General features: G+C 65.8%; 26 protein-coding genes and 2 tRNA genes. 10 read left to right on the top strand and 18 right to left on the bottom strand.

Going from position 1 to position 25,092, the window contains the following annotated elements:
* Positions 1–83 precede the first annotated feature (83 nt).
* The gene (locus CA236_RS04925) at positions 84–599 is read left to right on the top strand and encodes a hypothetical protein (protein ID WP_125944762.1); all 516 of its coding nucleotides are present in this window, start codon (positions 84–86) and stop codon (positions 597–599) included.
* A 60-nt stretch (positions 600–659) separates the two neighbouring features.
* Here CA236_RS04925 and CA236_RS04920 read toward each other — a convergent pair whose 3' ends face one another.
* Positions 660–1,007, bottom strand: coding sequence for a metalloregulator ArsR/SmtB family transcription factor (locus CA236_RS04920; RefSeq protein ID WP_241212523.1), 348 nt, complete (start codon positions 1,005–1,007; stop codon positions 660–662).
* A 234-nt stretch (positions 1,008–1,241) separates the two neighbouring features.
* On the opposite strand from CA236_RS04920, the gene CA236_RS18940 reads away from it, so the two are divergent.
* Genes CA236_RS18940 through CA236_RS04890 form a run of 6 tightly spaced genes read left to right on the top strand, consistent with a single transcriptional unit; the run spans position 1,242 to position 6,344 of the window.
* Complete coding sequence (locus CA236_RS18940) at positions 1,242–1,979, top strand: hypothetical protein (RefSeq protein WP_206430509.1); 738 nt, start codon at positions 1,242–1,244, stop codon at positions 1,977–1,979.
* A gap of 53 nt (positions 1,980–2,032) precedes the next feature.
* Positions 2,033–2,914: a 3'-5' exonuclease gene (locus tag CA236_RS04910; RefSeq protein WP_125944760.1), complete on the top strand. Its 882-nt coding sequence runs from the start codon at positions 2,033–2,035 to the stop codon at positions 2,912–2,914.
* The gene (locus tag CA236_RS04905) at positions 2,911–3,603 is read left to right on the top strand and encodes a hypothetical protein (protein WP_125944759.1); all 693 of its coding nucleotides are present in this window, start codon (positions 2,911–2,913) and stop codon (positions 3,601–3,603) included. The genes CA236_RS04910 and CA236_RS04905 overlap by 4 nt, the downstream gene beginning before the upstream one ends.
* Positions 3,600–4,490, top strand: a complete 891-nt coding sequence (locus CA236_RS04900; protein ID WP_125944758.1) for a hypothetical protein — start codon at positions 3,600–3,602, stop codon at positions 4,488–4,490. The genes CA236_RS04905 and CA236_RS04900 overlap by 4 nt, the downstream gene beginning before the upstream one ends.
* Positions 4,491–4,510: 20 nt before the next feature.
* Positions 4,511–5,182, top strand: a complete 672-nt coding sequence (locus CA236_RS04895; RefSeq protein ID WP_125944757.1) for a multiubiquitin domain-containing protein — start codon at positions 4,511–4,513, stop codon at positions 5,180–5,182.
* Positions 5,124–6,344: a ThiF family adenylyltransferase gene (locus tag CA236_RS04890; RefSeq protein ID WP_346962762.1), complete on the top strand. Its 1,221-nt coding sequence runs from the start codon at positions 5,124–5,126 to the stop codon at positions 6,342–6,344. Before CA236_RS04895 ends, CA236_RS04890 begins: the two co-directional genes overlap by 59 nt.
* A 123-nt stretch (positions 6,345–6,467) precedes the next feature.
* Here CA236_RS04890 and CA236_RS04885 read toward each other — a convergent pair.
* Positions 6,468–6,543 (bottom strand) — tRNA-Lys (locus CA236_RS04885).
* Positions 6,534–7,040, bottom strand: coding sequence for a 2-amino-4-hydroxy-6-hydroxymethyldihydropteridine diphosphokinase (gene folK, locus CA236_RS04880; RefSeq protein WP_046411960.1), 507 nt, complete (start codon positions 7,038–7,040; stop codon positions 6,534–6,536). The genes CA236_RS04885 and folK overlap by 10 nt, the downstream gene beginning before the upstream one ends.
* A gap of 23 nt (positions 7,041–7,063) precedes the next feature.
* Here folK and CA236_RS04875 point away from each other — a divergent pair, with 23 nt between their 5' ends.
* Positions 7,064–7,723, top strand: coding sequence for a uracil-DNA glycosylase (locus CA236_RS04875; RefSeq protein ID WP_046411400.1), 660 nt, complete (start codon positions 7,064–7,066; stop codon positions 7,721–7,723).
* Between the two features lie 26 nt (positions 7,724–7,749).
* Here the strand turns inward: CA236_RS04875 and CA236_RS04870 are convergent, their stop codons facing one another.
* Together CA236_RS04870 and CA236_RS04865 are read right to left on the bottom strand one after the other, a co-directional pair.
* Positions 7,750–8,259: a CinA family protein gene (locus CA236_RS04870; RefSeq protein ID WP_046411398.1), complete on the bottom strand. Its 510-nt coding sequence runs from the start codon at positions 8,257–8,259 to the stop codon at positions 7,750–7,752.
* 106 nt (positions 8,260–8,365) lie between these two features.
* Entirely contained in the window at positions 8,366–9,199 is an 834-nt protein-coding gene (locus CA236_RS04865; protein ID WP_125944755.1) for a S1/P1 nuclease, read from the bottom strand.
* Positions 9,200–9,612: 413 nt separating this feature from the next.
* Between CA236_RS04865 and CA236_RS04860 the strand changes: the two genes are divergently transcribed.
* Positions 9,613–9,873: a hypothetical protein gene (locus CA236_RS04860; protein WP_125944754.1), complete on the top strand. Its 261-nt coding sequence runs from the start codon at positions 9,613–9,615 to the stop codon at positions 9,871–9,873.
* A gap of 92 nt (positions 9,874–9,965) precedes the next feature.
* Here the strand turns inward: CA236_RS04860 and CA236_RS04855 are convergent, their stop codons facing one another.
* The gene (locus tag CA236_RS04855) at positions 9,966–10,295 is read right to left on the bottom strand and encodes a hypothetical protein (protein ID WP_125944753.1); all 330 of its coding nucleotides are present in this window, start codon (positions 10,293–10,295) and stop codon (positions 9,966–9,968) included.
* A 120-nt stretch (positions 10,296–10,415) separates the two neighbouring features.
* The gene (locus tag CA236_RS04850) at positions 10,416–10,802 is read right to left on the bottom strand and encodes a DUF6334 family protein (RefSeq protein WP_125944752.1); all 387 of its coding nucleotides are present in this window, start codon (positions 10,800–10,802) and stop codon (positions 10,416–10,418) included.
* Positions 10,803–10,940: 138 nt separating this feature from the next.
* Between CA236_RS04850 and CA236_RS04845 the strand changes: the two genes are divergently transcribed.
* Positions 10,941–11,228: a hypothetical protein gene (locus tag CA236_RS04845; RefSeq protein ID WP_125944751.1), complete on the top strand. Its 288-nt coding sequence runs from the start codon at positions 10,941–10,943 to the stop codon at positions 11,226–11,228.
* Between the two features lie 626 nt (positions 11,229–11,854).
* On the opposite strand, the gene CA236_RS04840 is transcribed toward CA236_RS04845, so the two are convergent.
* The 11 genes from CA236_RS04840 to CA236_RS04790 all read right to left on the bottom strand — a co-directional run bounded on the left by CA236_RS04840 (position 11,855) and on the right by CA236_RS04790 (position 25,092).
* Positions 11,855–11,925: transfer RNA gene (locus CA236_RS04840), tRNA-Gly, on the bottom strand.
* A gap of 265 nt (positions 11,926–12,190) precedes the next feature.
* Positions 12,191–12,607 (bottom strand): cupin domain-containing protein, encoded by a 417-nt coding sequence (locus tag CA236_RS04835; protein WP_125944750.1) that lies wholly within the window; start codon positions 12,605–12,607, stop codon positions 12,191–12,193.
* A 98-nt stretch (positions 12,608–12,705) separates the two neighbouring features.
* Positions 12,706–13,227 carry a phosphoribosyltransferase family protein gene (locus CA236_RS04830; RefSeq protein ID WP_241212522.1) on the bottom strand — a complete coding sequence of 174 codons (522 nt, stop codon included), beginning with the start codon at positions 13,225–13,227 and terminating at the stop codon, positions 12,706–12,708.
* Between the two features lie 35 nt (positions 13,228–13,262).
* Positions 13,263–13,583, bottom strand: a complete 321-nt coding sequence (locus CA236_RS04825) for a multidrug efflux SMR transporter (RefSeq protein WP_125944749.1) — start codon at positions 13,581–13,583, stop codon at positions 13,263–13,265.
* A 228-nt stretch (positions 13,584–13,811) separates the two neighbouring features.
* On the bottom strand, positions 13,812–15,911 hold the full coding sequence (locus CA236_RS04820; protein ID WP_125944748.1) for a M13-type metalloendopeptidase: 2,100 nt from the start codon (positions 15,909–15,911) through the stop codon (positions 13,812–13,814).
* 170 nt (positions 15,912–16,081) lie between these two features.
* A complete protein-coding gene (locus CA236_RS04815; protein WP_197075586.1) occupies positions 16,082–17,899 on the bottom strand; it encodes a DUF885 domain-containing protein in 1,818 nt (605 codons plus the stop codon).
* A 63-nt stretch (positions 17,900–17,962) separates the two neighbouring features.
* Positions 17,963–18,739 (bottom strand): ABC transporter permease, encoded by a 777-nt coding sequence (locus CA236_RS04810; protein WP_125944747.1) that lies wholly within the window; start codon positions 18,737–18,739, stop codon positions 17,963–17,965.
* Positions 18,736–19,668 (bottom strand): ABC transporter ATP-binding protein, encoded by a 933-nt coding sequence (locus tag CA236_RS04805; protein WP_125944746.1) that lies wholly within the window; start codon positions 19,666–19,668, stop codon positions 18,736–18,738. Before CA236_RS04805 ends, CA236_RS04810 begins: the two co-directional genes overlap by 4 nt.
* Positions 19,669–19,725: 57 nt before the next feature.
* Positions 19,726–20,688, bottom strand: coding sequence for a L,D-transpeptidase (locus CA236_RS04800; protein WP_241212521.1), 963 nt, complete (start codon positions 20,686–20,688; stop codon positions 19,726–19,728).
* 58 nt (positions 20,689–20,746) lie between these two features.
* The gene (gene odhB, locus CA236_RS04795) at positions 20,747–21,997 is read right to left on the bottom strand and encodes a 2-oxoglutarate dehydrogenase complex dihydrolipoyllysine-residue succinyltransferase (RefSeq protein ID WP_046411382.1); all 1,251 of its coding nucleotides are present in this window, start codon (positions 21,995–21,997) and stop codon (positions 20,747–20,749) included.
* A 116-nt stretch (positions 21,998–22,113) separates the two neighbouring features.
* Positions 22,114–25,092 carry a 2-oxoglutarate dehydrogenase E1 component gene (locus CA236_RS04790; protein ID WP_082103183.1) on the bottom strand — a complete coding sequence of 993 codons (2,979 nt, stop codon included), beginning with the start codon at positions 25,090–25,092 and terminating at the stop codon, positions 22,114–22,116.

Below are 25,092 nucleotides of genomic sequence, written 5' to 3'. Positions count from 1 at the left end.
GGTCTGAGCCGCTTTACACGGCCGGCTCAACAAATTGGCGTCCGAGGTTCGCGGAAGTGCTGTCCGGGATGCAGGCGAAGGCGATGGCCGATAAGTTCCCAGGTTTGCGCCCGGTGCTCGATCTTCCCTGGGTGACGATCTGGGAGGGCGAGCTGCGTCCGGTTTCGGAGGCCTATTTCGTCCGAATAGTTGATCATCGCGGCGCCGACGATGGCCGGTTCGCGTTCGTCAGTCGGTGGCCCAGCGTTCGCGTATTGTCCCCCTTGTCGCGCCGCGATGAGGCGCCGCATGAGCCGGTGCCGCACCTCTATGGCGGCCACGACAATCCGCGTGGTGCCGAACTCTGCCTCTTCCATCCGCGGAGCCGCGACTGGAACGACTGGATGTTGCTGGCGGACTCGATCGTCCCCTGGGCGGCGGAATGGCTCTACTATTACGAGGTGTGGCACGTCACCGGCGTATGGGGCGGCGACGAATGGCTTCACGAAGATCCTGCACCGCGGACGGCGAGCCCGGAACTGTCCGAAAACCAACCTGGCCGACATCGCAGAGTGGAGGCGCCCTTGCTCCGGAGCATGCCCTTTCTGCTTAACGCCTGAGCTTACGGCGGGTGGTCGCCGGCGGCTTTGATGCCTCGGTTGACCCAGCGATCATTGTCTCTAGCCGATCGACTTGTCGCCCAGGCGCGAACGGACCCGCTCCCCGCAGCAGCAGTCCATGCTGCTGGGATCGGGTTCGCTCACGTCGGCGCAGCCGAGGCAGCAGTCATGCATGAGGAACAATGCCAGATCGCGGATCGCGTCGGGTTCCGCCTTGTAGATGATGCTGCGCCCCTTCTTGGTCGATGAGATCAGGCCGGCGCGGGACAGGATGGTCAGGTGCACCGACATGGTGCTCGCCGGCGTGCCGATGCGTTCGGCAAGCTGGCCAGGGGATAAGCCGTCCGGCCGCGCGCGGGCGAGCTGGGTGAAGACCTCCAGACGGGTCGGCTGCGCGAGCGCGCTCATCACCTCGATCGCTTTCATCTTTTCCACCCCTCTAGAATAGTCGAAGCGACAGCCTCCGCAAGCCGTTCCGGCGTGGCCACACTCGTGAAACGAGCGTTAACCATCAAAACATATTTCGTTGTTACTAGAAAGGTTGAAATAGGAAGCGACGGATCCATATCGTCGCCGTCCGGCCATCCGTCGCCAAGGCCGGGCGAGTGAGCGTCAGAACCACCGGCGACTGGGAGTAGGGCTATGAACGCCATCACTCTGGGCGCGGATCATGGCGCCATGCGGGTCGATTATCCGACCAGCGACATCGACTACCAGGATCCCCTGGATGCGGACGAGCCTAACGACGGCATCGTCGCCACCTCGCGGCGGGGGCTGACCCGTCTCGCTCTCGTCGCCGTCGAGGCGGGCGCCCGTTTCCAGCGTGAGGGGATCGCCCACGATCCCGTGGCCTGGATGCTCGCCCCGCGCCGGCTGTTCCGCGGAGCCGCGGCGATCGAGGCCTGTCTCGAGCGCGACGACTGCATGCGCGCGGTCCTGCTGCACGGGCTCTCCATCGGGCTGGACGCCGCGCCGGCTCGCATCGACGCCCTGCTCGCTGACAGCCCGGGCGACGACGACCTCGGCGGCCCGTGGCTCGGCGGGGAGCGTGGAGGGATCGCGAGCGGTCCGCCCGGTAGTCGCCGGCTGCGCCTCTACAGTGCGGTCGTCGTGATCGCCCGGGGCGGCGAGCTGCTCCACGCCTTCCACGCGTCGGTCGCGCCGTCGGCGGCCGTCGTTCGCGAGCGCATCCGCGCGCGGTTCGGCTCGGCGGCGGCGGGACAGGCCGAGATCCGGGTCGGCTTCGACCCAGACTGCCCCGCGACGATGGGCATGGTGCCGCCCGCCGTCGTCGACACGCTGATCGCCGCCGGCCGCCGGCGCCGCCCCGCCATGCTCGCCGGTCTCGACATCACGGTGGAGCAGCGCCTGCCGTCCTGATCCCGGGCGAGCGCACCAGACGACCGACACCACAATCGAATACGGAGGCAACCATGTCGTTCTCGAACGTCGGGTGCGAAGTCGCGCCCGCGGAAGGCGGCGATTCGTCCGTCCGCATCCTGCACAGGCTCGACGTGCAGGAGGGCCCGACCGGTGAGGGCGCAGGCAAGGGCCCGCATGTTGGGCTGGTGCTCGACGTCGAGACCACCGGCTTGGACTTCGAGCGCGACGCCATCATCGAGCTCGCCGCTCGCCGGTTCCGCTATGACGATGAGGGCGTCATCACCCACATCGACCGGCCCTACGAATGGACCGAGGATCCGGGCAAGCCGATCCCGCCGGAGATCGCCGCGCTCACGGGGCTGCGCGACGAGGACGTCGCCGGCCGGTTCATCGATGACGAGGCCGCGACGCGCCTGTTGCGGTCCGCGACCGTCGTGATCGCCCACCACAGCCGGTTCGACCGCCGCTGGGTCGAGCGGCGGCTGGACGGTGCGCAGGGTCTCGCATGGGCGTGCTCGATGGAGCAGATCGACTGGCGGGGGCGCGGCTTCGACGGGCGCAGCCTCGGCTTCCTCCTGTGTCAGGCGGGCTGGTTCCACGACGGCCACCGCGCGGGTGCCGACGTGGACGCCGTGATCCAGCTGCTGCGCCACCCGTTCGAGGACGGGCGGACGGCCTTGGCGGATCTGCTCGAGCGTTCGGCGAGGCCGAGCTGGGTGGTGCGGGCGGTCGGTGCCGACTTCTCGGTCAAGGATCTGCTGCGCTCGCGTGGTTATCGCTGGGACCCTGCGCGCAAGACCTGGTGGACGGAGGTCAGGGACGACGAGCGCGTGCGCGAGGAGTTCTGGCTGGCGGCCAACGTCTATTCGACCTCGGCGAGGGCGCTGGGCCCGACGTTCGAGGAGATCTCGCCCACGACGAGGTTCCTGTGACCACCGCCGGCCATCGCCGCGGCCACCGGGCCGCCGATCGCAGCCACGTGCTGACGGAGGCGCCCGATGCCGGCGAGGGCTGCTGGCCCGCACTCGACGCGGAGAGCGGCGCGGTGCTGCTCGTGCGCGCCGTGCCCGGCGAGGCGGGCAGGCGCGATGCCGTGTGGAGCGGCGAGGTCGGGCCCGAGCGGGCGCGGTGCGTGTTCGACTGGATGGCCGCGCGGCCGGATCAGTGGGCACTTTGGGCGAGGTTGGCCTGCCTGTTCGGCGAGCACGCCGTCACGTCGGTCGTGATCGATGGTGCGGAACGCGACGCAGAGCAGGCCGCCATCGCGGAGGAGACGGCTCGCCTGAAGGCGGAGGAGCGTTGCAGGCTGCACGAGCGGGTCGAGCTGTTCGTGCTCGACCCGAAGAACAAGCGGCCCGGCCTGTCCCTGGAGAGCGGTGACGAGGACCAGCCGTTCTTCGTCATGCGCTTCTCCGAGAAGTGGGAGCGCGAGCGGGTGCTGGACTGGTTGCGCTGGCAGAAGCCCCGCTTCCGCGACTTCCGGGGCATCGTCGAGACCGAAGGGCCGGTCGCGCTCGAGCGCGTCATCATCGCCGGCATGCGCGAGACCGAAGCCGACGTGAAGCGCCGCGGCCTGGCGTCCGGCGGTCGCCGCCCGCTCCGGTTCTGGAGGGGGGAATGAACATGGTCGGCACGGATCACGATCCTGGGCGCGACCGTCCTACGGCAATCGCCCCGAACGTCTCGGCCGGTGCGTCCGCGGTGATCGCGGAGAGCTTCGCCGGGGAGCCGTCTCCACTGGGACTGAGCACGGCGCTCGAGCTGCGCGGCGGTTCGGGTCGAGACCGCGAGCGGCTCACGTTCGATCTCGGCTTCGGCTGGCAGGAGGAGTTGCGTGCGGCCGTCGGGTGCGGTCTCGCCCGCTTCGCCGGGACCGGGGAAGGTTGGTTCGCCCTCCCGCCGCTGCTGCTTCGCGGCCCCGCAGGCGTCGGGCGCACGCACGTGGCGCGGCGGATCGCCGACCTGGCGGGTCTGCCGCACGTCGGAGTGGCGGTGGGCGGTCCTCTGGGCATGGAGCAGCTGCGGCCGAGCGGCTGCGGACCGGATCTCGTGCTGCCGTCCGCTCCCGTGCTGGCGATGGCGGTCTCGCGATGCGCCAACCCGGTCGTCAGCGTCTACGGCGTCGAAGCGCTCGATGCCGCCGCCCAGGCCGAGCTCGCGCGCATGATCGATCCCGAGACCGCCGGCCGCTGGGTGGACTATGCGTGCGGTGCGACCGTCGATCTGCGGCACGTGAACTGGATGATCCAGGGTCAAGAGCCGGAGGCGCTGACCCCGCATCTCCAGCGCCTGCTCCGACCCGTGGAGCTTCGGCCTCCCCTCGGCCGCGACGTGCCGCTGCATCTCGCCGAGGTGCTGGCCGAGGCTGCCGTCGACCTCGGCGTAATCGACCGCGTCGGCGCACGCGCCGAGGAGGGCATCGCGTATCTTTCCCGTCTGCAGGGCGCGAGCTCGACCTCCCGCATCTACGCCGCCGCGCGGCAGTGGCTCGAAACCCAACTCGGATGATCGAAGAAGAGGAGAAGAAGATGAATAAGGATGAAGGATTCTCGATCGAGATCGACGGCAAGGTGGTGTCCGTCACCGCAGCCACCATCGCGATGAGCAAGGTGCTCGAGCTGTCGGGCATTGGCGGCGAGGGGATCGTCGTCCGCATCGACGGCGGCCGCGCCGCTCACGTCGCGAAGGACTGGCACCTCGAGCTGGTGCCCGACGCCCGTCCAGCCTTCCGAACCTTCCGCGGGACCACGGTTCATCACCTGCGTGTGGCGGGGCTCGTCTGGGATTGGGGCGGACCTGCGATCACGGAGAGCGATATCCGCGCGATCGGCGGCATTGGCGAGGATGTCGACCTCTATATGAACGGCGATGCCGAGCCGCTGCGCCGCGGGTCGGTCGTCGATCTCACCACGCCTTGGCCGCCGCAGATCGATGCGCGCGACGCGGTGCCGGAACGCTCGTCCGTGCCGGTGGTCATCAACGGGCGGCAGGTGCTGCTCGAACGCCCGGACGTGACCTTCGAGGATCTCGTCGGCCTGGCCTTTCCCGGGACCGACCTCGCCAGCGCCTCAAGTCGGGCGCTGACGGTCACCTACCGCCGCGGGCCGCCCGAGCGTCCCGAGGGCTCGCTGCTGTCGCAGGATGCGATCAAGGTCCGCCGCGGCGAGGTGTTCAATGTCAGCGCCACGAACAAGTCGTAGCCCGGACCTCAGGCGCCTTGTCGGCGATGGCTACGACGTGGCCATCGTTGCCGGCTTCCTAGTCGTGCGCGACGTTCCTTACGTTGATCGTCATCGGCGGGTTCGCCGAGGTCATCTCGTGTCGCGCCTCGATCTCGCCGGCGATCGCACGGTCGCGCCGCGTGATCATCAAGCCTGGTTCGGCGGCGCCCTTCCCTGCGACCGTGAGGGCCGCCCCCTCGTCAACATGGTTCATGCCCAGCATCAGCGACGCGACCTCGGCGGCGGCCTGATCGTCGATCATTTGCTGTGCAGCAGGCCGATCGGGCGCGAGTTCGTCGACTATCACGAGAAGATGGTCACGTTCGTGGAGCAGATATCTGCTCATGCGGCGGCGCTCGACCCCACCGCCACGGCCCGCACGGGCAGGATCGTAGCCGCCGGTGCCGGCGAATCGCCGTTCCACTATGTGGACACGGCCACCCCGCGCAGCGGGATCGGCAGGCTGTCCGAGCGCATCGCCGGTCAGACCATCGGGATCGTGGGCCTGGGCGGCACGGGCGGCTATGTGCTAGACTTCGTCAGCAAGACGCCGGTCAGCCGCATCCACCTGTTCGACGACGACCAGTTCCTGCAGCACAACGCCTTCAGGACCCCCGGCGCCGTCGCGCTGGACGAGTTCGCGGAGCGGCGCGCCAAGGTCGATCACTTCGATAGGATCTATTCGCGGCTGCATCGCGGCATCGTCCCCCATCGAATGAGGATGGGGCCCGCGACGCTGTCGCTGCTCGATCGAATGGACTTCGTCTTCCTCTGCCTGGACGAGCCGGCGATCAAGCGCCCGCTGATCGAGCGGCTGGAGGATCGCGGCGTCGGCTTCATCGACGTCGGCATGGGTTTGCAGGCGGCGGATGGTGGACTGACCGGCATCGTGCGGGTGACCACGAGCACGCCGACGATGCGGGATCATGTGTGGGACAGGCGCCGGATCCCCCTGGCTGCCGACCCGGCCGCCGACCCTTACGAGACCAACATCCAGGTGGTCGAGCTGAACGCGCTGAACGCCGCGCTGGCCGTGATCAGGTGGAAGCGGCTCTACGGCTTCTACATGGACACCGAGGCCGAGCACTTCTCGACCTACGCGATCGACGGCAATCACATCGTGAACGACGACCGCCACTAGGCGCGCCTGGCAGCTGCGGCGGTGATCGCTGGAGCGCCGCGGCTGCACGCCTGGAATCGCCCGTGTCACTTAAAGCGCCGTTGTGACAATGTTATCGCGCCGCAGCGGGATCGAGGGGGATGCTGGTGGGTCCGCCGGGGCTCGAACCCGGGACCTCTCGATTAAAAGTCGCTTGCTCTACCGACTGAGCTACGGACCCGCACCAGCGCCGCTGCGCCTAGGCAGAGCGCGGCGGCTGGTCAACCGGGCATTGAGCTGTCGCATGGTCAAACCGCTGATCGGATCGCGCCAGCCGGGCACGATCCGCACCAGCGGGCCCAGAACGAAATCGCGGGTGCGAAGCGCGGCGTGCGGGATGATGAGGCCTGGTTCTGCCCAGCTGCCCCCGCTCCACAACAGGATGTCGAGATCGATCACCCGCGCGCCCCAGCGTTGTCCACGCCGGCGACCGAAGGCCCGCTCGATCGCCTTAAGGCGGCGGAGGAGGTCGCCGGGCGCGCAATCGCTCTCGATCACGGCGACCGTGTTGGCAAAGCGCCTGATCGAGGGGCCGAGCGGCGCAGTGACGATGATCGGGGCAAATACGACGAGGCGGCCGGGAAGCGCGGCCAGCGCGGCGGCAACCTCCGCGGTAGGGGAGCCATGTCGCCCGCGCCGGTTTGAGCCGATTCCCACGACATAGGTTGAGCGCGTCATGCCACTGCGCCTATCGGACGGCGATGGATCACGCACCCTCTGCCTTGCCAGCCACCGAACCGCCGCACGATTGCCCGCTGTGCCCACGCCTCGCCGCCTTCCGCGACGCGCTGCGCAGCGAATACCCGGGTTGGTGGAATGCGCCGGTGCCAGCGTTCGGCGACCCCGATGCGTGGCTGGTGATCGTCGGGTTGGCGCCGGGGAAGCATGGCGCGAACCGCACCGGTCGCCCCTTCACCGGCGATTATGCGGGCGAGTTGCTGTACGCAACGCTCGCCAAATACGGGTTGAGCGAAGGGACGTTCGAGGCGCGACCTGATGACGGCCTGCAGCTTCGCGGGGCGATGCTGGTCAATGCCGTCCGCTGCCTGCCGCCCGAGAACAAGCCGACGCCGGAGGAAATCCGCACCTGCCGCCCGTTCCTGGAAGCACCGATCGCCGCTTTGCCAAAGGCGAAGGTGTTCGTCGCGCTGGGGCAAATCGCGCATCAATCGACGGTGAAGGCGCTGGGCGGGCGGCTGCCGAAGGCGAAGTTCGGCCATCTGGCGGAACATCGCATGCCGGACGGACGGCTGCTGATCGATAGCTATCATTGCTCGCGCTACAACCAGAACACCGGACGCCTGACGGCACCGATGTTCGAGGCGGTGTTTGAACGCGCGCTGGCCTGCCGCGACGGCTGAGACTGGTAGCGGTGTCGCGGGCACCGTCAGACGGGCGTTGGGGCGGGTGCGGCCTTCAGCGTGTCAACGAGGAAGGTGAGGGCGGTCCGGGCAAACGCCTCCATGTTGGCGATGCGGTCGGGCGATCCGGTGTCGACCGTGATTGCCCGCGCGACGTCCGGCCCCACCACTGCGATGCAGCTGCGGCCCGTCGGCGCACCGCGTGGATGCTGATCGGGGCCGGCGGAGCCGGTTTCGGCGATGCCCCAGTTGGCACCGAAACGGTCGCGGATGCCTCGCGCCTGGAGAAGCGCATAGGCTTCGGTGACGGACTCCATGCCGGTCAGCGCTTCACGCGGCAGGCCGAGCAGGATGTCGCGCCCCTTCAGCGAATATATGACGCCCCCGCCGCGGCAGAAGCGCGTCGCGCCCGGTACCGTTAGCAGCCCTGCCAGGATCAACCCGCCGGTTGCACCATCAGCGACCGCAATCGTCTGGCGTCGCTGGGTCAGCAGCGTGGCTGCTTGTTGCGCGAGCGGGTGAAGGGCGTGGAGCATCGAAGAGCCTTCGTTGTTGGGGCGACACGACCCACCATCCGCGAGTGGGAGCGCAAGCGCAAACCTCGATTAACGTATGGCCCGCTCGGCGGCTGATCCGATGCAGCTATTCCGCGATCGTCGATGATGAATGCGGCGACTTGTCGGGGGCGCCCGGCGAGAACAGCCAGTTCAGGTAGCTTGCGATGCGTATGCCCGCTTGCTTGAGGCGGCCGTCGAGTGCCGAACGATGCTGGTAGGCGTACGACCAGGAGAGTTTGGGGTCCTGCGGGTAGATCTGCTCACGCAGCTTCACGCTTTCGGTCATCCAGGTGTCCGGGCGCGGATCGCTCCAGGCAATGACATCCTCTGGGGTGATCGCGCGCGAGAGGAAGCTCGCATATTCCGAGAAGGACAGCTGCTTCTGTTCGATCAGGCCAGAGTCCCAAAGCGAGTGCAGGTTGGTCGGTCGGTTGAAGAAGGCCACCGGCGTATCGTTGCCGCCGCGATCGTTACCGCGACCGACATGAAGCGGCTGATGCAGGTCGCCGATGATGTGAACGACAAAGCGCAGCGCGGTGCGCTTGTCCTCGATCGACGCCGCCGGATCCTGCAGCGTTGCGGTGAACGCGCCGAGCGCGGTAATCGCGTCGCCTTCGGGTGGCGCCATGCTCGCCTTGTAGGCGTCGCCATGGGCGACGGTGACATAGTGCCACGGGCTGGCCGTCTTCTGCCAGAACGGCGCGGGATCCGACTTCATGTCGTCCGGCCATGTCGCAGCCTCCGCCAGGGTTTCGGATCCAATCAGCAGTTGCACATTGGCCTTCGCCAGCCCGCTCAGATTCTGTTCGGCGATAGCGCCGGTGATGCGGTGGCCGTTGGCGCCCCAGGCGAGGGCGGGGAAGGCAGCCAGCAGCGCGCCGGCGGTAATCAGGATACGCGTAAACATCGCCGCGCGCATAGCGGCGCGAAGCTGAACGGCCGCTATCTGACGGGCGGCGGGATAACGCGGCGTCGATTATATTAGCGGCCGGGAAGCGCCCGGGATCGTGCCTGCTCGTCCCGGTGGATCAACGTTGGAAGGCTAGACCTGGTGCGCGCTTTTCAGATGAGCGGCTGGAGCGGGTGAAGGGAACAGGTCGAGAACGTAAGTGGCTTAAGGCGACTGCGTAACGTCCGCTGCCGCCCCACACCCTGCCATTCAGGGCCACTAACAAGCGTTCCGAGAGCGATGTCGTGGCCGGAACTGGGCCGGAACCCGACCGGCGGCTTTAGGTGAGCGACACGCGATAGCGGCCATTGCCGATCGACAGCCCGCAACGGCCGCTTGCGCCCCAATTGCCGACAATGTTTGCTACCTTCATACAGCGGTCGATGGCCAACACCCTGGAACCAATCCGCTATCGCACCGCGCTCTGCGTGTCGTCAGCGCTTGCTTTGCTGGCAGTGTCCGGCTTGGGAATGGGCGGCCCTCACGACGCAATCGGCTGGGTCAATTTCCTGCTGCTGCTGTTTTTCCCAATGGCCATTTGGCTATCGCGACACGGTGCAGCCGCGCCTTACCTTCAAGTCTTATCCCTTGCGATTGCCGCGGTGGCGGTTGGTTATGTGGCCTTCGTCGCCTTTGCAGAGTAACGTCCGGTTTCCACCCAATCTCGGTCATTGGCGAAGCGGTCGTCGATCCTAAAAGCGGTCCGGCAGGAAACGCCCCAATAGCGGACATTCGGCTAGGCAACCGCCAAAGCGATTACGCCACCGGTCACTACCAGCAGCGCAAAGCAACCCCACCACGGAAACGCTACGCCATCGAAGTAGTCACCAGTTTCTAGATAGGTCCGAATGGCTTCTCGCTGAGCGTCACCATAGAGGGCATCGCGAGCGCGAATGTTGCTGTCGGACAGAAAATGAGCCACAATCTCGGGCACCTCCTCACCAGATGCGTAAAGCTCGCGGTCAAGTTCGTCGCAGAGGCGATCAACGATGGGCCAGTCAACCGAAGATGCTTCTTCGGCGGCGAGTATCGCCGCTAAGCAGTCCTGAATGTTGCTGATTGCCATAGCTTAAACATAGCGATCTCTGCGGTTACGAACGACCGCTTTCCACCCAATCTATGTCGTTCTTGTGCGGTAAGGCGATTCCGAGAGCGGACAGGCACGAAGCGCCCCAGTTGCGGACACTCATGAAGTTGGCAGAATACGCCTTATGCTGATGATTGCCGCTTCGCCCGTGAAGCACAGTTGCGGCTCAAGGCCAGAGAACGACAGCGTGAACATATCGAGGTAGCCCAAATAGTTTCTACCTACCCAGCACCATCCCAGCGCCGATCCAACGTATTGGGACAACTCGGGGACAGCTTGCCAACCGTCCTTGATATCCGGCGCTGCCGCAAGCTCCACGGCGATCTCGTCGGTATCCGCGTCAACCTGCAGCATGACGGCGCGGTTTCCGATCACCACCGCGACGTCGCGCCAGCCAGCCGCTCCGTCGCGTCGACCGAGCACAGCGGTCGCAACCTGCCCATGGACCTCATCATAGTCGAACTGGAGCATCGTGCGGCCGGTCATTGATCGCCTTTACCGCACCGGCGCAATGTCCGCTAACCACCCAATCTAGGCCGCTCTTGCACGGTGGGGCATTCCACGAGCGGACAGGCAGGAACCGCCCCAGTAGCGAACATTGCGTGTCGCGGCTAATGGAAGTGGATGGTGACCTTCCTCGGAGCATTGATCGCGGCATGTCTGGCGTATTCTGCCCTTGTCGTCGCGCCAGTAATTCTTTTGATGCGTGCCAAATTACCAAAGGTCGCAGCGTTGGTCTTCGTTACGGCATGCCTGTATTGCGACCATGAGAGGAACTGGGACATGCTATCCTATCCTCATTGGTTGCTGCGCGGATTTGATGACTTCTACCCTGCTACCCTCGGCGTGAGCGTTATAGCTTTTTTGTTTGTCCTGAAGATCAATTTGGATCGATTGATCGGAAAGCTTTAAACGCCTGCCGCGCGAACGGCCGCTTCCCACCCACTGTCTGCCGTTCCTGATCTCGGCAGCGTTTCCTAAAGCTGACCGACAGAAAGCGCTGCAGTTGCGGACATCCGGGGCAGGTGCCAATCTCCGATCCATGAATGGTGATTGGCTCCCCCGCCTTAATGAATACCTCGTTGGGCGTCAGTGCGAGATCAGTCGCCGAGAGACCGACTGGGTTGTTAATTTGTTAGGTGGCGGGAGTATCACCCTTCCAGTCCCGTGGCGGATCGTTGCGGATGGTCGGATAGAGTTCGCGAATGAGGATGACGGCCAGAAGTTTGGCCTCCCAGCGCCAGTCGACGGCGAGGCGAAGGCGAACGAACTCATCGGATCACGTTCCATCACGGGCGTCTCTGTAGATAGTCAGACGGCCGACCTCACGGTCCATTATGGCATCGCCCGACGTCTCGATGCATTCAACAACTCATGCGGGTATGAAGGGTGGCACATCAGCCTACCGGCGGAGCGCGGAGGCATGTCGGTCGTTGCGCTTGGTGGTGGGGACGTAGCGATCTTCTGATGACCGCTTTCCACCCCCTGCTGACACCGGATGACTTACGTTGGGGCCGGTTCATAGGAGGGGCGCCGGGAGCGGGTGAAGGGAATCGAACCCTCGTCGTAAGCTTGGGAAGCTTCTGCTCTACCATTGAGCTACACCCGCGTGACCAGCGGCTGACCGCTGATGCCTGATCGCGTCCGCAGTCTGGAACTGCCTCGCGACGGGCGAGCAAGTGCCACGGTTCGGGGTGGGTCGTCAACGTGGATCCGCTGACTTCGTGGCGGAATGAGTCCAGTTGGCGGACGGGCGTGGAAGCCACAGAAGGAGGTTGGGCGGTGGGGTAGTAGAGCCCTGAGCGTTGGTTCGGCGAAACGGTGTGACGGGTGAACGGCGCCGCTGGATCGAAGGCGACGCCGTTGCATGCGGATCAGCGGCCGACGGCTTCCTTTACCTTGTCGGCGGCCTTGGCGAGGAGGCCTTTTTCAGCCTCTTCCGCTTCCGCCTTGGTCTTGAAGGCGGCGCCCTCCGGTTCGGCGGGAGGCGCGTAGACCGAGAACAGTTTCAGCGCGCCGCTGCCCTTGTTGATGATATTATGCTCCGCGCCCTTGGGGATGACCACCATGTGGTTCGCGGTCGCCTTGGTCCGGTGGCCGTCCACGGTGACCTGCGCCTCGCCGGTGACGATGAAGGTGGTCTGGTCGGCAGGGTGCGTTTCGAGGCCGATTTCCTCGCCGGCGGGAATGCTCATCAGCACGACCTGGATCTTGCGATCGCGATAGACCTCCTTCTGCCACAGGTCGTTCTTGGTCGCGAGTTCGATCATGTCCTTGTTGAAGATCGCCATTCCCGGTCCTTTCGATGCCGCAATGCCGCCCAAACGCGCAGGGGAGCGAAGGGATGCGAGCGCCGCGACTGGTGCCGCAGGCCGGATGCCAGAGAGCTTCAGCTGGTGCGTTCGGGTATCTCGGCGGCATCCTGTGCGATTGCGTCTGCGGTGGCGACCGCTTCCCACGGGAAGACGAACCAGTCCTTGACCACGCGGCGGTCGATGACGCGGGCGCGGTAGGACACCTGTTGAGCGGACACTTCATTGTCGAGCAGAGTGGCGAAACGGACCGAGCCGGGCTGAGCGCCGGCCTCGTCTAGCCAGGTGCGCAGCAGTCCGAGCGTGCGGCCGGTGTCGTTGATGTCGTCGACGAACAGCAAGCGTTCGCCGTCACGGGTGCGAGCGGCGAGGCGGGTCAGCAGATCATCGCCCGCCTGCGGGGTTTGCGCGGACAGATCGTAGGATGCCATGGGAAGGCCGGCAGCGTGGCTGAGGTAGACGGCCGGCACCAGGCCGCCGCGGCCGATGCCGACAATCAGCGTCGGCTGCCAGTCGGTCGACATCGCGAGCGCTGTCGCCAGCGTCCGAATGTCGGCAACGAAGTCGTCATGGCTGATGAAGGTGTAGATCGGCTGCACAAGTGCCTCGCGTAGATGAAAGTGTCGCCGGGCGATCAGCTGTCGGCAAAGGCCTTGGTTCCGACCACGCCGATAATGATCAGCGCGATAAAGGCGATCTGCACCGCGTTGACCTTTTCATTGAAGATCAGCGTGCCGAAGATGGTGACGCCGACGGCGCCAAGCCCGGTCCACACGGCGTAAGCGGTGCCCGCGGGCAGGCCTCGCATCGCCAGCGCGAGCAGGCCCATGTTCACGAAGCTGAGCGCAATCGGGATCGCCGAAGCGGCAAGGCTGGCCTGCATGGCGGCCCATTTCAGGCTCAAGGCCCAGATGATTTCGGTCACGACGGCAACAGCCAGAATCAGCCACGCCATAGATTTCTCCTGATGCGGGCTCGAATTGGACGTGTCGGCCGGAAACCCGAAAGAGGCCGGACAGCGTGGGCTTGGACACATGGGTCACGAAGCGGATGGCGCGATAAGGTTGTCGGGCGCGCGCGTAAAGCCCGGAGTAGCGCGACATCGCGCGCTATGGGGAAGGGGGGCTGCCCCCGTCCCACCGCATAGCGGCAGGACGGGGACAGGCACCCGATCAGCGACGTCTTACCAGATGCGAACGCGGTCGCCGGGGGCGACATATTGCTTCTGGTCGGGCGTGATCTTCCACGCGGCATACCAGGCGTCGATGTTGCGCAGCGGATTGACCGCGCGGATCTGGCCCGGTGCGTGCGGATCGCTGACGAGCTGCTGGCGAAGTGCCTCGTTGCGGAACAAGGTGCGCCAGACCTGGCCCCAGCCGAGGAAGAAGCGCTGCTCCCCAGTGAACCCGTCAAGCACCGGCGCCGGCTTGCCGCCCAGCGAGGCATGATAAGCGTCGAGCGCCATCAGCACGCCGCCGAGATCGGCAATATTCTCGCCCATCGACGCCTTGGCGTTGATGCGCAGGCCGGGCAGGCCCTCGAACTCATAAGCCTCGTACTGCGCGCCATAGCGAGCGGCCTGCGCCTCGAACTTGCGCGCGTCGTCCGCGGTCCACCAGTCGCGCAGCACGCCGGCGCCGTCCGACTTGCGGCCCTGATCGTCGAAGCCGTGGATGATCTCGTGACCGATCACGCCGCCGATGCTGCCATAATTGATCGCGTCATCCGCCTTGGGATCGAAGAACGGCGGCTGGAGGATCGCGGCGGGGAAGACGATCTCGTTCTTCACTGAGTTGTAATAGGCGTTCACCGTCTGCGGGGTCATGCCCCATTCGGCCTTGTCCACCGGCAGCGCGATGCGGTTGCGGCGGTAATCCCATTCGAACCGCGCGGCCCGCTCGGCATTGCCGACGAGGTCACCCGGAACGATGCGCAGGGCGGAATAATCGCGCCACTTGCTGGGATAGCCGACCTTGACGCTGAAGCCTTCCAGCTTCTTGAGCGCTTCCTGCTTGGTCTGCGGGCTCATCCAGTCGAGATTGCGGATGCGACCGGCAAAGGTGCCACGCAGGTTGGAGACCAGCGTGTCCATTTTCGCCTTGGATTCAGGCGGGAAGTAGAGCGCGACGTAATCGCGGCCAATGCCCTCACCGATGCCGTTTTCGGCAAAGGCGACTGCGCGCTTCCACCTTTCGCGCTGCTGCGGCTGGCCGTTCAGGAACTTCGAGCGGAAGTCGAAATGCGCGTCCACGAAGCGCTTCGACAGGAGCGGCGCGATGGCATCGGCCGTGCGAAAGGCCTCCCACGCCTTCAGCGTGTCGAGATTGGTGTCGGCATAGACCTTTGCGATCCCCGGGAAGGCGGTGTTCTGCGCGACGATCACGCGCTCCGCCTTGCCGATGCCGGCGGCCTGCCAGAACGGATCCCAGGCGAAGCCGGGCGCCAGCGCCTTGAGCTCGGTCAGCGTCATCAGATTGTAGGTTTTGTCGCGGTTGCGGCTTTCCGCGCGGGTCCAGTGCGCCTGCGCGAGCTTGGTTTCCATCGCCACGACGTCGTTGGCGGCCTTTTCCGGGTTCGGCCAGCCAGCCATGGTCAGCATCTGCGCGACATATTGGCGATAGCGCGCGACCTGCGACTGGAACTTGGGATCGACGTAGAGGTCGCGATCTCCAAGGCCGAGGCCCGACTGGCGCAGGTAGAGCGCATAGGTGTCGGGGTTCTTCGCGTCATCCGACACGCCCGGGCCGAAGAAGCTGGCGCCGAAGCCGCCGATCGAGCGGCCCATGACCGTCGCCATGGCGTTCTTGTCCTTCACCGCCTTGATCGCGGCGAGGCGCTGGACGAGCGGCTTCGCGTCGAGCTTTTCCGCCGCTGCCTCGTCCATGAAGCCGCGATAGAGGATCGCCGCCTTCATCCGGTCGGGATTGGCAGCGTCGTCGGCGCGATAGCTTTCGACAAGGGTGCGCAGCCGCTGTTCGGACAGATCGCGCAGCACGGCGAAGGCACCGTAGGACGAGCGGTCGGCCGGGATCTCGGTCTTGTCGGCCCAGCTGCCGTTGACGAAACGGAACCAGTCATCGCCCGGACGCACCTTGCGGTCCATGCCAGCAATGTCGAAGCCCCAGCTGCCATAGCTTTCAGCGGCAGCAGAAGTGGCGGGCGTGGCGGCCGGTGCGGCTGCCGGCGCGTTCTGGCCAGCGCCCTGCGTGCCGCGGCTGAAGGCCGGCGCGCCGAGAAGGGCAAGGGATCCGGCAGCAGCAAGAAGGATGTGCTTTTTCGTCAAGAAATGAACTCCTGTAGCGCCGCGAAATCATCCGCGGCGCTGGTGTCGGTCGAAGTGGATGCGGGCGCCCTAGCCGACGCCAGCGTGACAGAAGCTGAACGAGTGATGTCCCGTCGACAGATGCCGATGGTCCGCCGCCGCGTTATGGGCACGCGGCGGCGGATCAATGGTCAGGTGCGGGCGGCAGCGATGTAGGCGTTCACCTGCGCCTCGAGCAGATCGAGCGGGAGTGCGCCCTGGCTCAGCACCGCCTCATGGAAATCGCGGATGTCGAACTTGTCGCCAAGCTCCCGCTCTGCCTTGCGGCGCAGTTCAGCGATTTTCAGCTGGCCGACCATGTAGCTGGTCGCCTGGCCCGGCCAGTTGAAGTAGCGGTCCACCTCGCGTGCGATGTCGGTGTCGGAGACCGAGCTGTTCGCCTTGAAATAGGCAATCGCCTGCTCGCGCGTCCAACGCTTCGAGTGAATGCCGGTGTCGAGCACCAGCCGGATCGCGCGCCAGACCTGAAGCGACAGCATGCCGAAGCGATCATAGGGATCGGTGATGACGCCCATCTCGTCGCCGAGCCGCTCGGTGTAGAGGCCCCAGCCTTCCATATAGGCGCCAAAGCCGCCGAACTTGCGGAACTTGGGAAGGCCGGTCAGTTCCTGCTGACGCGCGATCTGGAAGTGGTGGCCGGGCGCGCCCTCATGCACCGAGATGCCGGCGACCTGAACCTTCTGCGTCTGGTTCATGTCGACCAGATTGACGTAGTAGATGCCGGGCCGCGACCCGTCGGCCGAGGGCGGGTTGTAGAAGGCGGTGGAGGCAGTGCCCTCGCGCCATTTCTCGACCGCGCGCACCTCCAGCGGTGCCTTGGGCAGGACGCGGAAGTAGCGCGGCGCGACCTCCATCACCGAGGCAATGATCTTGCGCGCGTCGGCCAGATATTGCTCACGACCGGCGTCGGTGTTCGGATATTTGAACTTCGGATCGGTGCGGATGTGGTTGAAGAATTCTTCCAGCGTGCCGGTGAAGCCGACCTGCTTCTTGATCGCCTCCATCTCCTGCCGGATCGCGGCGACCTGCTGCAGGCCGATGTCGTGGATCTGATCGGCGGTGAGGCTGGTGGTGGTCGAACCCTTCAGGCGATCGTTATAGTAAGCTGCGCCGTCGGGGAGGTTCCAGGCGCCGAAATTCCCCTTCGACAGCGGCTCGATCTCGTCCAGTGCGACGAACAGCATGTCATAGCCGCGCTTGAACGGGCCGGTCAGCGCAGCGCTGGCATCGGACAGCAGCTTCTGCTTCGTCGCTGCCGGAGCATCGAGCGCAGCGACCTTCTTGCGGAAATCCGCCATCACCGTGGAGTCGGCGCCACCGTCGAACGGCGCGCCGGTGACGACCTTACGCGCGTCGGCGCGGGCAGGGGCGAAATTGACCTTGTTGGGGATGATGCCGGCCGCCGCCTGCTTGCGCATCGTCGCCGTCACTTCGCGCATCACGCGCTCCGTCTCGCGGAGGCGGGCGATATACGCCTGGGCATCGGCGACACTGTCGACTTTGTGATTGTTGATCAGCAGGACGGGGATGGCACCCGCGGGGCTGCCGTTGGTCGACACTGGGAAGCGCAGGTTGCGGAAGCGGAAGGATTCCCGATCCCGCTCCACCTGATGTTCGAACAGGCGGTAGCTGACCCGCGCGCTTTCACCCAGTTGCTCCGGCTTGAAGCGGGCGCGCATCTCCTTGAGCTGCTGCTCCGCCAGGTCGCGCCGCCTTACGTTCGCCGCGTCCGTATAATCGTCGAGCTTGTCGTAGTTGGTCTTGAACCCGAGGTGGGTCTGCGATTCCGGGCTGAGCGCGAGCTGGGCGTCGAAGGCAGCGTCAAGGAACTGAAGCAGCGCGGCGTCCTTCGCGCCCGGCTGCGCCGCAACCGGCGCCTGGGCGGCGGCGGGAACGGCCGCAACGACAGGAAGCAAGGGAAGAAGCATGAGGGCAAGCGTGCGACGCATCGAAATCTCCTGAAGATCAGATGCTTCTTGCCGCCCGCGCCCGCCGGCGCAATGCCCCCCGCGTCAGTTCTTCAGGCGATAGCCGGTGCGGAAGATCCACCATACGGCGGTGAGGCAGACGGCGAAGAACGCCGCCGTCACCGCGAGGCTTGCCAGCGGCGACACATCCGCCTGCCCGAAGAAGGTCCAGCGGAAGCCGTTGATCAGATAGGCGATCGGGTTGAACAGCGACACCGTGCGCCATGGCTCCGGCAGCATGTCGAGCGAATAGAAGGCGCCGCCGAGGAAGGTGAGCGGCGTAACGATCAGCAGCGGGATCACCTGCAACTGCTCGAATCCCTTTGCCCAGATACCCAGCACGAAGCCGAACAACGAAAAGGCGCAGGCGACCAGCACCAGATAGGCCAGCATGATGACGGGATGCGCGATCTCAACGTCGACAAAGAGGTTGGCGGTCAGCAGGATCACCAATGCGACCATCAACGCCTTGGTCGCTGCCGCCCCGACATAGCCCAGCACGGTTTCGAACGCGGACATCGGGGCGGAGAGCAGCTCATAGATCGTGCCGGTGAACCGGGGCATGTGGATGCCAAAGGCGCCGTTGAAGGTGCTTTCCTGAAACAGCGACAGCATCATGAGGCCTGGCACGATGAAGCTGCCGTAGGGGATGCTGCCCACCTCGGTCATTCGAGAGCCGATCGCCGAGCCGAACACGACGAAATACAGGGTCGTGGTGATGACAGGGACGGCAAGGCCGGTCCACAGCGTTCGCCGGAAGCGGTGCATCTCGAACCGATAGAGGGCCCAGACGCCGGCGGCGTTGAAACGGGGCGCCTTCATGCCGCGCGCCTTCCATGAACGAGGTCCACGAATATTTCCTCGAGCGAGCTTTGATGGGTGCTGAGGTCGGAGAAGTTGATGCCGAGATCGCGCAGACGGCCGAGCAGGGAAGGCACGCCGGTACGCTCCGCGTGACGATCGAAGACGTAGCGCAGCTCACGTCCCTCCGCCGTCAGCTCGAGATGCCAGTCGGCGAGTTCGGGCGGGATTGCGGGAAGCGGCTCGGCGAGTTGAACGATCAATTCCTTGCGCCCCAGCTTCTTCATCAGCACCGATGTTTCTTCGACCAGGATCAGCTCGCCGCCAATGATCACGCCGACGCGGTCGGCCATCTCCTCGGCCTCCTCGATATAATGGGTGGTGAGGATGATGGTGACGCCGCGATCACGAAGTTTGCGAACCATCGCCCACATGTCGCGGCGAAGCTCGACATCGACGCCAGCGGTCGGCTCATCGAGAAACAGGATGTCGGGTTCGTGCGCCAGCGCCTTCGCGATCATCACGCGCCGCTTCATGCCGCCGGACAGCTCGCGAATCTCGTTGTCGCGCTTGTCCCAAAGCGACAGGTCGCGCAGCACCTGTTCGACCAGTGCGGGATTCCTCGGCCGTCCGAAGAGGCCGCGGCTGAACGCCACCGTCGCGCGAACGGACTCGAACTGGTCGGTATTCAGCTCCTGCGGGACAAGGCCGATGCGCGCGCGGGCCTCCCGATAGTCGCGCACATTGTCATAGCCGTCGACGGTCACGCTGCCGCCGGTGGCGCTCACCAGGCCGCAGATGGCGCCGATCATGGTTGTCTTGCCCGCGCCGTTCGGCCCAAGCAGCGCGAAGATCTCACCGCGCCTTATGTCGAGATCGACACCCTTCAGCGCGCGGTGACCGGATGCATATGTCTTCTGAAGGCCCTTGATCGAAATGATCGGCTGCATGGAGATCCCGGGAGCTTCCTGCGCCAGGACGGCGCGCATGAGGAGGGTAGCGTCCCCTTATTTGGAGTCGGTCACCAGAACCGCAAGCTTGCTACCGGTCCCGCTGGTCGCAAGCGTTTCGCGCGTCACCAGCATGGTGGCGCCGGGGGCGAGGATCCCTTCCAGTTTCTGCCGAAATTCGTCTGGCACGTGCCCCTTGGTCCGCTCGTCCGCGGTCAACTCACCGCCATCCTTTCCAGAGCCGTCCGGCAGCGGCAGGCGCATCCAATGGGCACCATCGGCATCGACGGCGCGCAGCGTGAACGCCTCGGTATTGGCGACGGGGACGTCGAGCATCACAGGCGCAGAGCCGATCTGCTTGCCGTTGCGCAGCACCACGATGCGGCGATCACGCCCGCTGACGATGATCGACACAGGCCCCGTCGGCGAAACCTCGGGAGTCCAGCTGAAGGCGGCATTGTTGCTGTGCCCATCGGACGGGGCGGAGGGCACCGGGCTGGCCGCCGGCGCCACTTCGGGTACCAGGCTTTCGTTGGTGATCACCACGGTCAGCCCCAGGCTGGTCACGCCGTAAAGCAGCTTGGCAAAGGCCATGGGCAGGCGGACGCAACCGTGGCTGGCAGGATAGCCCGGGAGGGCGCCGGCGTGCAGCGCGATCCCGTCCCAGGTCAGCCGCTGCATGTAGGGCATCGGGGCGTTGTTGTAGAGGTTGGACTTGTGGTCCACCTTCTTCTGCAAGATCGTGAACACGCCGGTGGGGGTGGTATGCCCCGGCTTGCCCGAAGAGATCGTGGTCACCCCAATCGGCACGCCGTTGCGGTACACATAGGCGCGCTGCGTCTTCAGGCTGACGATCATCGTGACCGGGCCGGCGGGCGCGATCTGCGGCGCCCAGAAGAACTGGCCGGGTTTCAGCCGCTCGATCGCGCCGGGCTCGGTCATCGGGCCGCGCTGCTGCTGGGCGGCGGCGGCCGGGGCGATCAGAAGCGCCAACGCGGCGAAAGGCAACAAGCGGCGCATCATCATCCCCGGCATAATCGTATCTCCCGCCGGCATCCTACCGGGGGGAGAATACGGATTACAGGTCGATCAGGATACGGGTCGGATCCTCGATCGCATTCTTGAGCGCGACGAGGAACGTCACCGCCTCGCGGCCGTCGATCAGGCGGTGATCGTAGCTGAGCGCGAGATACATCATCGGGCGGACGACGACCTGGCCGTCGCGAACCACGGGGCGATCCTCGATACGGTGCAGGCCAAGCACGGCCGACTGTGGCGGGTTGATGATCGGGGTCGACATCAGCGAGCCGAACACGCCGCCGTTGGAGATGGTGAAGGTGCCGCCCTTCATCTCGTCCATCTTGAGCGTGCCTTCCTTGGCGCGCTTGCCGAAATCGCCGATCGTCTTCTCGATGCCCGCGACCGACAGGTCCTGCGCATCGCGGATCACCGGCACGACGAGGCCGCCCGGCGAGGACACCGCGACCGAGATGTCGGCATAATCGTGATAGACGATCTCATCGCCCTCGATCGAGGCGTTGACGGACGGGATGTCCTTCAGCGCCATCGTCGCGGCCTTCACGAAGAAGCCCATGAAGCCAAGGCGGACGCCGTGCTTCTTTTCGAACAGATCCTTGTACTTGGCGCGTGCCTCGATCACCGCGGTCATGTCGACGTCGTTGAACGTCGTCAGCATTGCTGCGGTGTTCTGCGCGTCCTTCAGGCGCTTGGCGATCGTCTGGCGCAGGCGCGTCATGCGCACGCGCTCTTCCTTGCGGCCACCGGCGGCCGCGACCGACGGGGTCGGCGCAGCGGCGGGGGCGGGAGCGGCGGCCGGACGCGAGGACGCGGCGGTTGCGACGTCTTCCTTGGTGATGCGGCCGTCGCGGCCGGTGCCCTTGATCGTTGCAGGATCAACGCCATGCTCCAGCACCGCGCGGCGGACCGACGGGCTGAGCGCGGCGGGGGCGTTGCTGTCGACCGGGGTGGCGCCATGGTTGCCGTAACCGCCGGCCGCCGGCGCAGGCTGTTCAGCCGCCGGGGCCTGAGTCACGGCCGGTTGCTGGGCGCTTTCGGCCGCGGGCGCACCATCGCCGGCCTCGACCGTCGCGAGCATCGCGCCGACCTGTACGGTGTCGCCGACGGCGACCGCATGCTGGCCCATGATGCCGGCGACCGGGCTCGGCACCTCGACCGACACCTTGTCGGTTTCGAGGCTGGCGATCGGCTCATCGGCGGCGACCTTGTCGCCCGGCTGCTTCAGCCACTCGCCCAGCGTTGCTTCGGTGATCGATTCGCCCAGCGTTGGGACCAGAACTTCGGTTGCCATTCCCGTTTCCTTCCACCCCGCCTTTTGCCGGGGCCCTGTTGCGAGCGGGTGTTGCTACCCGCGCCGCTTGATCAACGTTTCGTGCACCGGCGCCCGATGGCGCCGGCACCATGCGCTCAGCTCGCCGCCTTGCCAGCCTTCTTGGTGGTCTCGGCCGAGCGGGTGCGGCGGATTTCCTCGCGCACGCTGTGGCCGAGTGCGTCGGCGATCAACGCGCCCTGTTCCGCCTGGTGGCGCTTCATCAGGCCGGTTGCCGGCGACGCCGCCGCCGCACGGCCCGCATAGCGGGCGCGCTTGATCGCGCAGCCGGCCTCGGCCAGCGCGTCCTCGATGAACGGCTCGACGAAGAACCAATAGCCGTTGTTGCGCGGCTCTTCCTGCGCCCAGACCACGTCCTCGAGGTTGGGCATCCGCGCGATGCGCTTCGCCAGCGCCTCGGTTGGGAAGGGGTAGAGCTGCTCGATGCGGACGATCTGCGTATTCTCGTCACCAGCCGCGTCGCGCGCCTCGATCAGGTCATAGGCGACCTTGCCGGTGCACAGCACCAGCCGCTTCGTCGCCTCGTCCGCCGCGCCGTTCGTGTCCGAGAGGATGCGGCGGAAGTGCGAGTCACCGACGAAGTCCGCGCGGCTCGACACCGCCAGCTTGTGGCGCAGCAGCGACTTGGGCGTGAAGATGATCAGCGGCTTGCGGAAGCTGCGGTGCATCTGCCGGCGAAGCAGGTGGAAATAGTTCGCCGGGGTGGTGCAGTTCGCGACCTGGATATTGTCCTGCGCACACAGCTGCAGGAACCGCTCCGGCCGTGCCGAGCTATGCTCCGGACCCTGACCTTCGTAGCCGTGCGGCAGCAGCATCACCAGGCCGTTGGCACGAAGCCACTTGGCCTCACCGCTGGCGATGAACTGGTCGATCATGATCTGAGCGCCGTTGACGAAGTCGCCGAACTGCGCCTCCCACAGCACCAGCGTCTTCGGATCGGCGAGCGCATAGCCATATTCAAAGCCGAGCACGCCATATTCGCTCAACGGGCTGTCGAGCACCTCGAAGCGGCCATGTTCGATGTTCCACAGCGGCACGTACTTGTGCTCGTCATTCTGGTCGACCCAGACGGCATGGCGCTGCGAGAAGGTGCCGCGGCCCGAATCCTGACCCGACAGGCGAACGCCGAAGCCCTCCGACAGCAGCGACCCGAAGGCGAGTGCCTCACCAGTGGCCCAGTCAAAATTCTCGCCGGTGGCGAACATGTTGCGCTTGGCATCGATCACGCGCGCCAGCGTCTTGTGGATCGCGAGGTCCTCGGGAACGGTGGTCAGCGTGCGACCGATCGAATCGAACAGTTTCTGTTCGATCCCGGTGTCGAAGCTGCGGCGCGCGGTTTCCGGGTCAGCCGGCACCGACAGGCCAGACCAGCGGCCGGCGAACCAGTCCGCCTTGTTGGGCTTGTAGCTCGCGCCAGCCTCGAACTCGCCTTCGAGCAGGGTGGTGAACTGCTTGACGTTCTCGTCCATCCACGCCTGGTCGACGACCTTCTGCTCGATCAGGCGCTTGCCGTAGATCTCGCTGACGGGCGGGTGGTTGCGGATCGCCTTGTACATCAGCGGCTGGGTGAAGCCCGGCTCGTCGCCCTCGTTGTGGCCGAAGCGGCGGTAGCACCACATGTCGATCACGACATCGCGGTGGAACTTCTGCCGGAATTCGATTGCCATCTTGGTGGCGAAGGTGACCGCCTCGGGATCGTCGCCGTTGACGTGGAAGACCGGCGCCTGGACACCCTTTGCGACGTCCGACGGATAGGGCGAGGAGCGCGCGAACTGCGGGCTCGTCGTGAAGCCGATCTGGTTGTTGATGACGAAGTGGACGCAGCCGCCGGTGTTGTAGCCCCGGATGCCCGAGAAGCCGAGGCATTCCCAGACGATACCCTGGCCGGCGAAGGCCGCGTCGCCGTGGATCAGCACGGGCAGCGACTTGGTATGATCGGTAAGGTCGCCGGCGATCGTCTGGATCGCGCGCACCTTGCCCAGCACCACCGGATCCGCCGCCTCGAGGTGCGACGGGTTGGCGACGAGCGACATGTGGACCTTCACACCGTCGAACTCGCGGTCGGTGGAGGTGCCGAGGTGATATTTCACGTCGCCCGAGCCGCCGATATCGTCCGGGTTGGCCGAGCCGCCGGCGAATTCGTGGAAGATGACGCGCAGCGGCTTGCCCATGACGTTGGCGAGCACGTTCAGGCGGCCGCGGTGGGCCATGCCGAACACGATCTCGTTCACGCCGGCCGCGCCGCCGTACTTGATGACGCTTTCGAGCGCCGGAATCATCGATTCACCGCCGTCGAGGCCGAAACGCTTCGTGCCGACGTACTTGCGGCCGAGGAATTTCTCCCACTGCTCGGCCTCGATGACCTTGTTCAGGATCGCCTTCTTGCCTTGCGGCGTGAATTCGATCGCCTTGTCCTTGCCCTCCATGCGCTCCTGGAGGAAGCGGCGCTCCTCGACATCGGCGATGTGCATGTACTCAAGGCCGACGTTGCCGCAGTAATTGGCACGCAGGATGTTCACGAGCTCACGGATGGTGGCCCATTGTAGGCCCATCGTGCCGCCGAGATAGACCGGGCGGTCGATGTCGGCGTCGGTGAAGCCGTGATATTCGGTGCGCAGATCGGCCGGCAGCTCGCGCTGGGTGTTGAGGCCGAGCGGGTCGAGATTGGCCGCCAGGTGGCCGCGCACGCGATAGGTGCGCACCAGCAGCTGGGCGCGGATCGCATCGCCCGCCGCGCGGACGATCTCGTCCTGAGACGGAGCGGCGGCTGCCGGAGCGGCCGCGGCGGGCGCGGGCTTGCCACCCTTCGCGGGCTTGGGCGCGGGCTCCATCTGGGTCGGGTCGAGCGCCGCGGTCAGATCGTCGGTGGTGGTGAGCGGCCAGCGATCGTTGCGCCAGCTGGGGCCGGACGTGCCGCTTTCCAGCCCTTCGAAGAAGCCGCGCCAGCCGGGCTCGACGCTGTCGGGCGAGGCCTTGTAGCGCGTGTAGAGCGCGTCAATGAACGCCGGCGATACGCCGCCGGCAACGTCCAAGAAATCCTGACCTTCGTAGCCCAT

The sequence above is a fragment of the Sphingomonas sp. ABOLG genome, assembly GCF_003950435.1.
GTDB lineage: Bacteria > Pseudomonadota > Alphaproteobacteria > Sphingomonadales > Sphingomonadaceae > Sphingomonas > Sphingomonas panaciterrae.
This window is presented reverse-complemented; position numbering and strand designations above follow the sequence as displayed.

Excerpts from the sequence above, each read along its gene's own strand:
- CA236_RS04855 (WP_125944753.1), bottom strand. The coding sequence starts at position 10,295 with ATGGCAATCAGCAACATTCAGGACTGCTTAGCGGCGATACTCGCCGCC.
- odhB (WP_046411382.1), bottom strand. The coding sequence starts at position 21,997 with ATGGCAACCGAAGTTCTGGTCCCAACGCTGGGCGAATCGATCACCGAA.
- CA236_RS04920 (WP_241212523.1), bottom strand. The coding sequence starts at position 1,007 with ATGAGCGCGCTCGCGCAGCCGACCCGTCTGGAGGTCTTCACCCAGCTC.
- folK (WP_046411960.1), bottom strand. The coding sequence starts at position 7,040 with ATGACGCGCTCAACCTATGTCGTGGGAATCGGCTCAAACCGGCGCGGG.
- CA236_RS04825 (WP_125944749.1), bottom strand. The coding sequence starts at position 13,583 with ATGGCGTGGCTGATTCTGGCTGTTGCCGTCGTGACCGAAATCATCTGG.
- CA236_RS04870 (WP_046411398.1), bottom strand. The coding sequence starts at position 8,259 with ATGCTCCACGCCCTTCACCCGCTCGCGCAACAAGCAGCCACGCTGCTG.
- CA236_RS04815 (WP_197075586.1), bottom strand. The coding sequence starts at position 17,899 with ATGCGTCGCACGCTTGCCCTCATGCTTCTTCCCTTGCTTCCTGTCGTT.
- CA236_RS04845 (WP_125944751.1), top strand. The coding sequence starts at position 10,941 with ATGGTGACCTTCCTCGGAGCATTGATCGCGGCATGTCTGGCGTATTCT.
- CA236_RS04860 (WP_125944754.1), top strand. The coding sequence starts at position 9,613 with ATGGCCAACACCCTGGAACCAATCCGCTATCGCACCGCGCTCTGCGTG.
- CA236_RS04865 (WP_125944755.1), bottom strand. The coding sequence starts at position 9,199 with ATGCGCGCGGCGATGTTTACGCGTATCCTGATTACCGCCGGCGCGCTG.
- CA236_RS04895 (WP_125944757.1), top strand. The coding sequence starts at position 4,511 with ATGAATAAGGATGAAGGATTCTCGATCGAGATCGACGGCAAGGTGGTG.
- CA236_RS04850 (WP_125944752.1), bottom strand. The coding sequence starts at position 10,802 with ATGACCGGCCGCACGATGCTCCAGTTCGACTATGATGAGGTCCATGGG.
- CA236_RS04910 (WP_125944760.1), top strand. The coding sequence starts at position 2,033 with ATGTCGTTCTCGAACGTCGGGTGCGAAGTCGCGCCCGCGGAAGGCGGC.
- CA236_RS04890 (WP_346962762.1), top strand. The coding sequence starts at position 5,124 with ATGCGATCAAGGTCCGCCGCGGCGAGGTGTTCAATGTCAGCGCCACGA.
- CA236_RS04800 (WP_241212521.1), bottom strand. The coding sequence starts at position 20,688 with ATGCGCCGCTTGTTGCCTTTCGCCGCGTTGGCGCTTCTGATCGCCCCG.
- CA236_RS18940 (WP_206430509.1), top strand. The coding sequence starts at position 1,242 with ATGAACGCCATCACTCTGGGCGCGGATCATGGCGCCATGCGGGTCGAT.
- CA236_RS04875 (WP_046411400.1), top strand. The coding sequence starts at position 7,064 with ATGGATCACGCACCCTCTGCCTTGCCAGCCACCGAACCGCCGCACGAT.
- CA236_RS04900 (WP_125944758.1), top strand. The coding sequence starts at position 3,600 with ATGAACATGGTCGGCACGGATCACGATCCTGGGCGCGACCGTCCTACG.
- CA236_RS04835 (WP_125944750.1), bottom strand. The coding sequence starts at position 12,607 with ATGGCGATCTTCAACAAGGACATGATCGAACTCGCGACCAAGAACGAC.
- CA236_RS04925 (WP_125944762.1), top strand. The coding sequence starts at position 84 with ATGGCCGATAAGTTCCCAGGTTTGCGCCCGGTGCTCGATCTTCCCTGG.
- CA236_RS04790 (WP_082103183.1), bottom strand. The coding sequence starts at position 25,092 with ATGGGCTACGAAGGTCAGGATTTCTTGGACGTTGCCGGCGGCGTATCG.
- CA236_RS04805 (WP_125944746.1), bottom strand. The coding sequence starts at position 19,668 with ATGCAGCCGATCATTTCGATCAAGGGCCTTCAGAAGACATATGCATCC.
- CA236_RS04810 (WP_125944747.1), bottom strand. The coding sequence starts at position 18,739 with ATGAAGGCGCCCCGTTTCAACGCCGCCGGCGTCTGGGCCCTCTATCGG.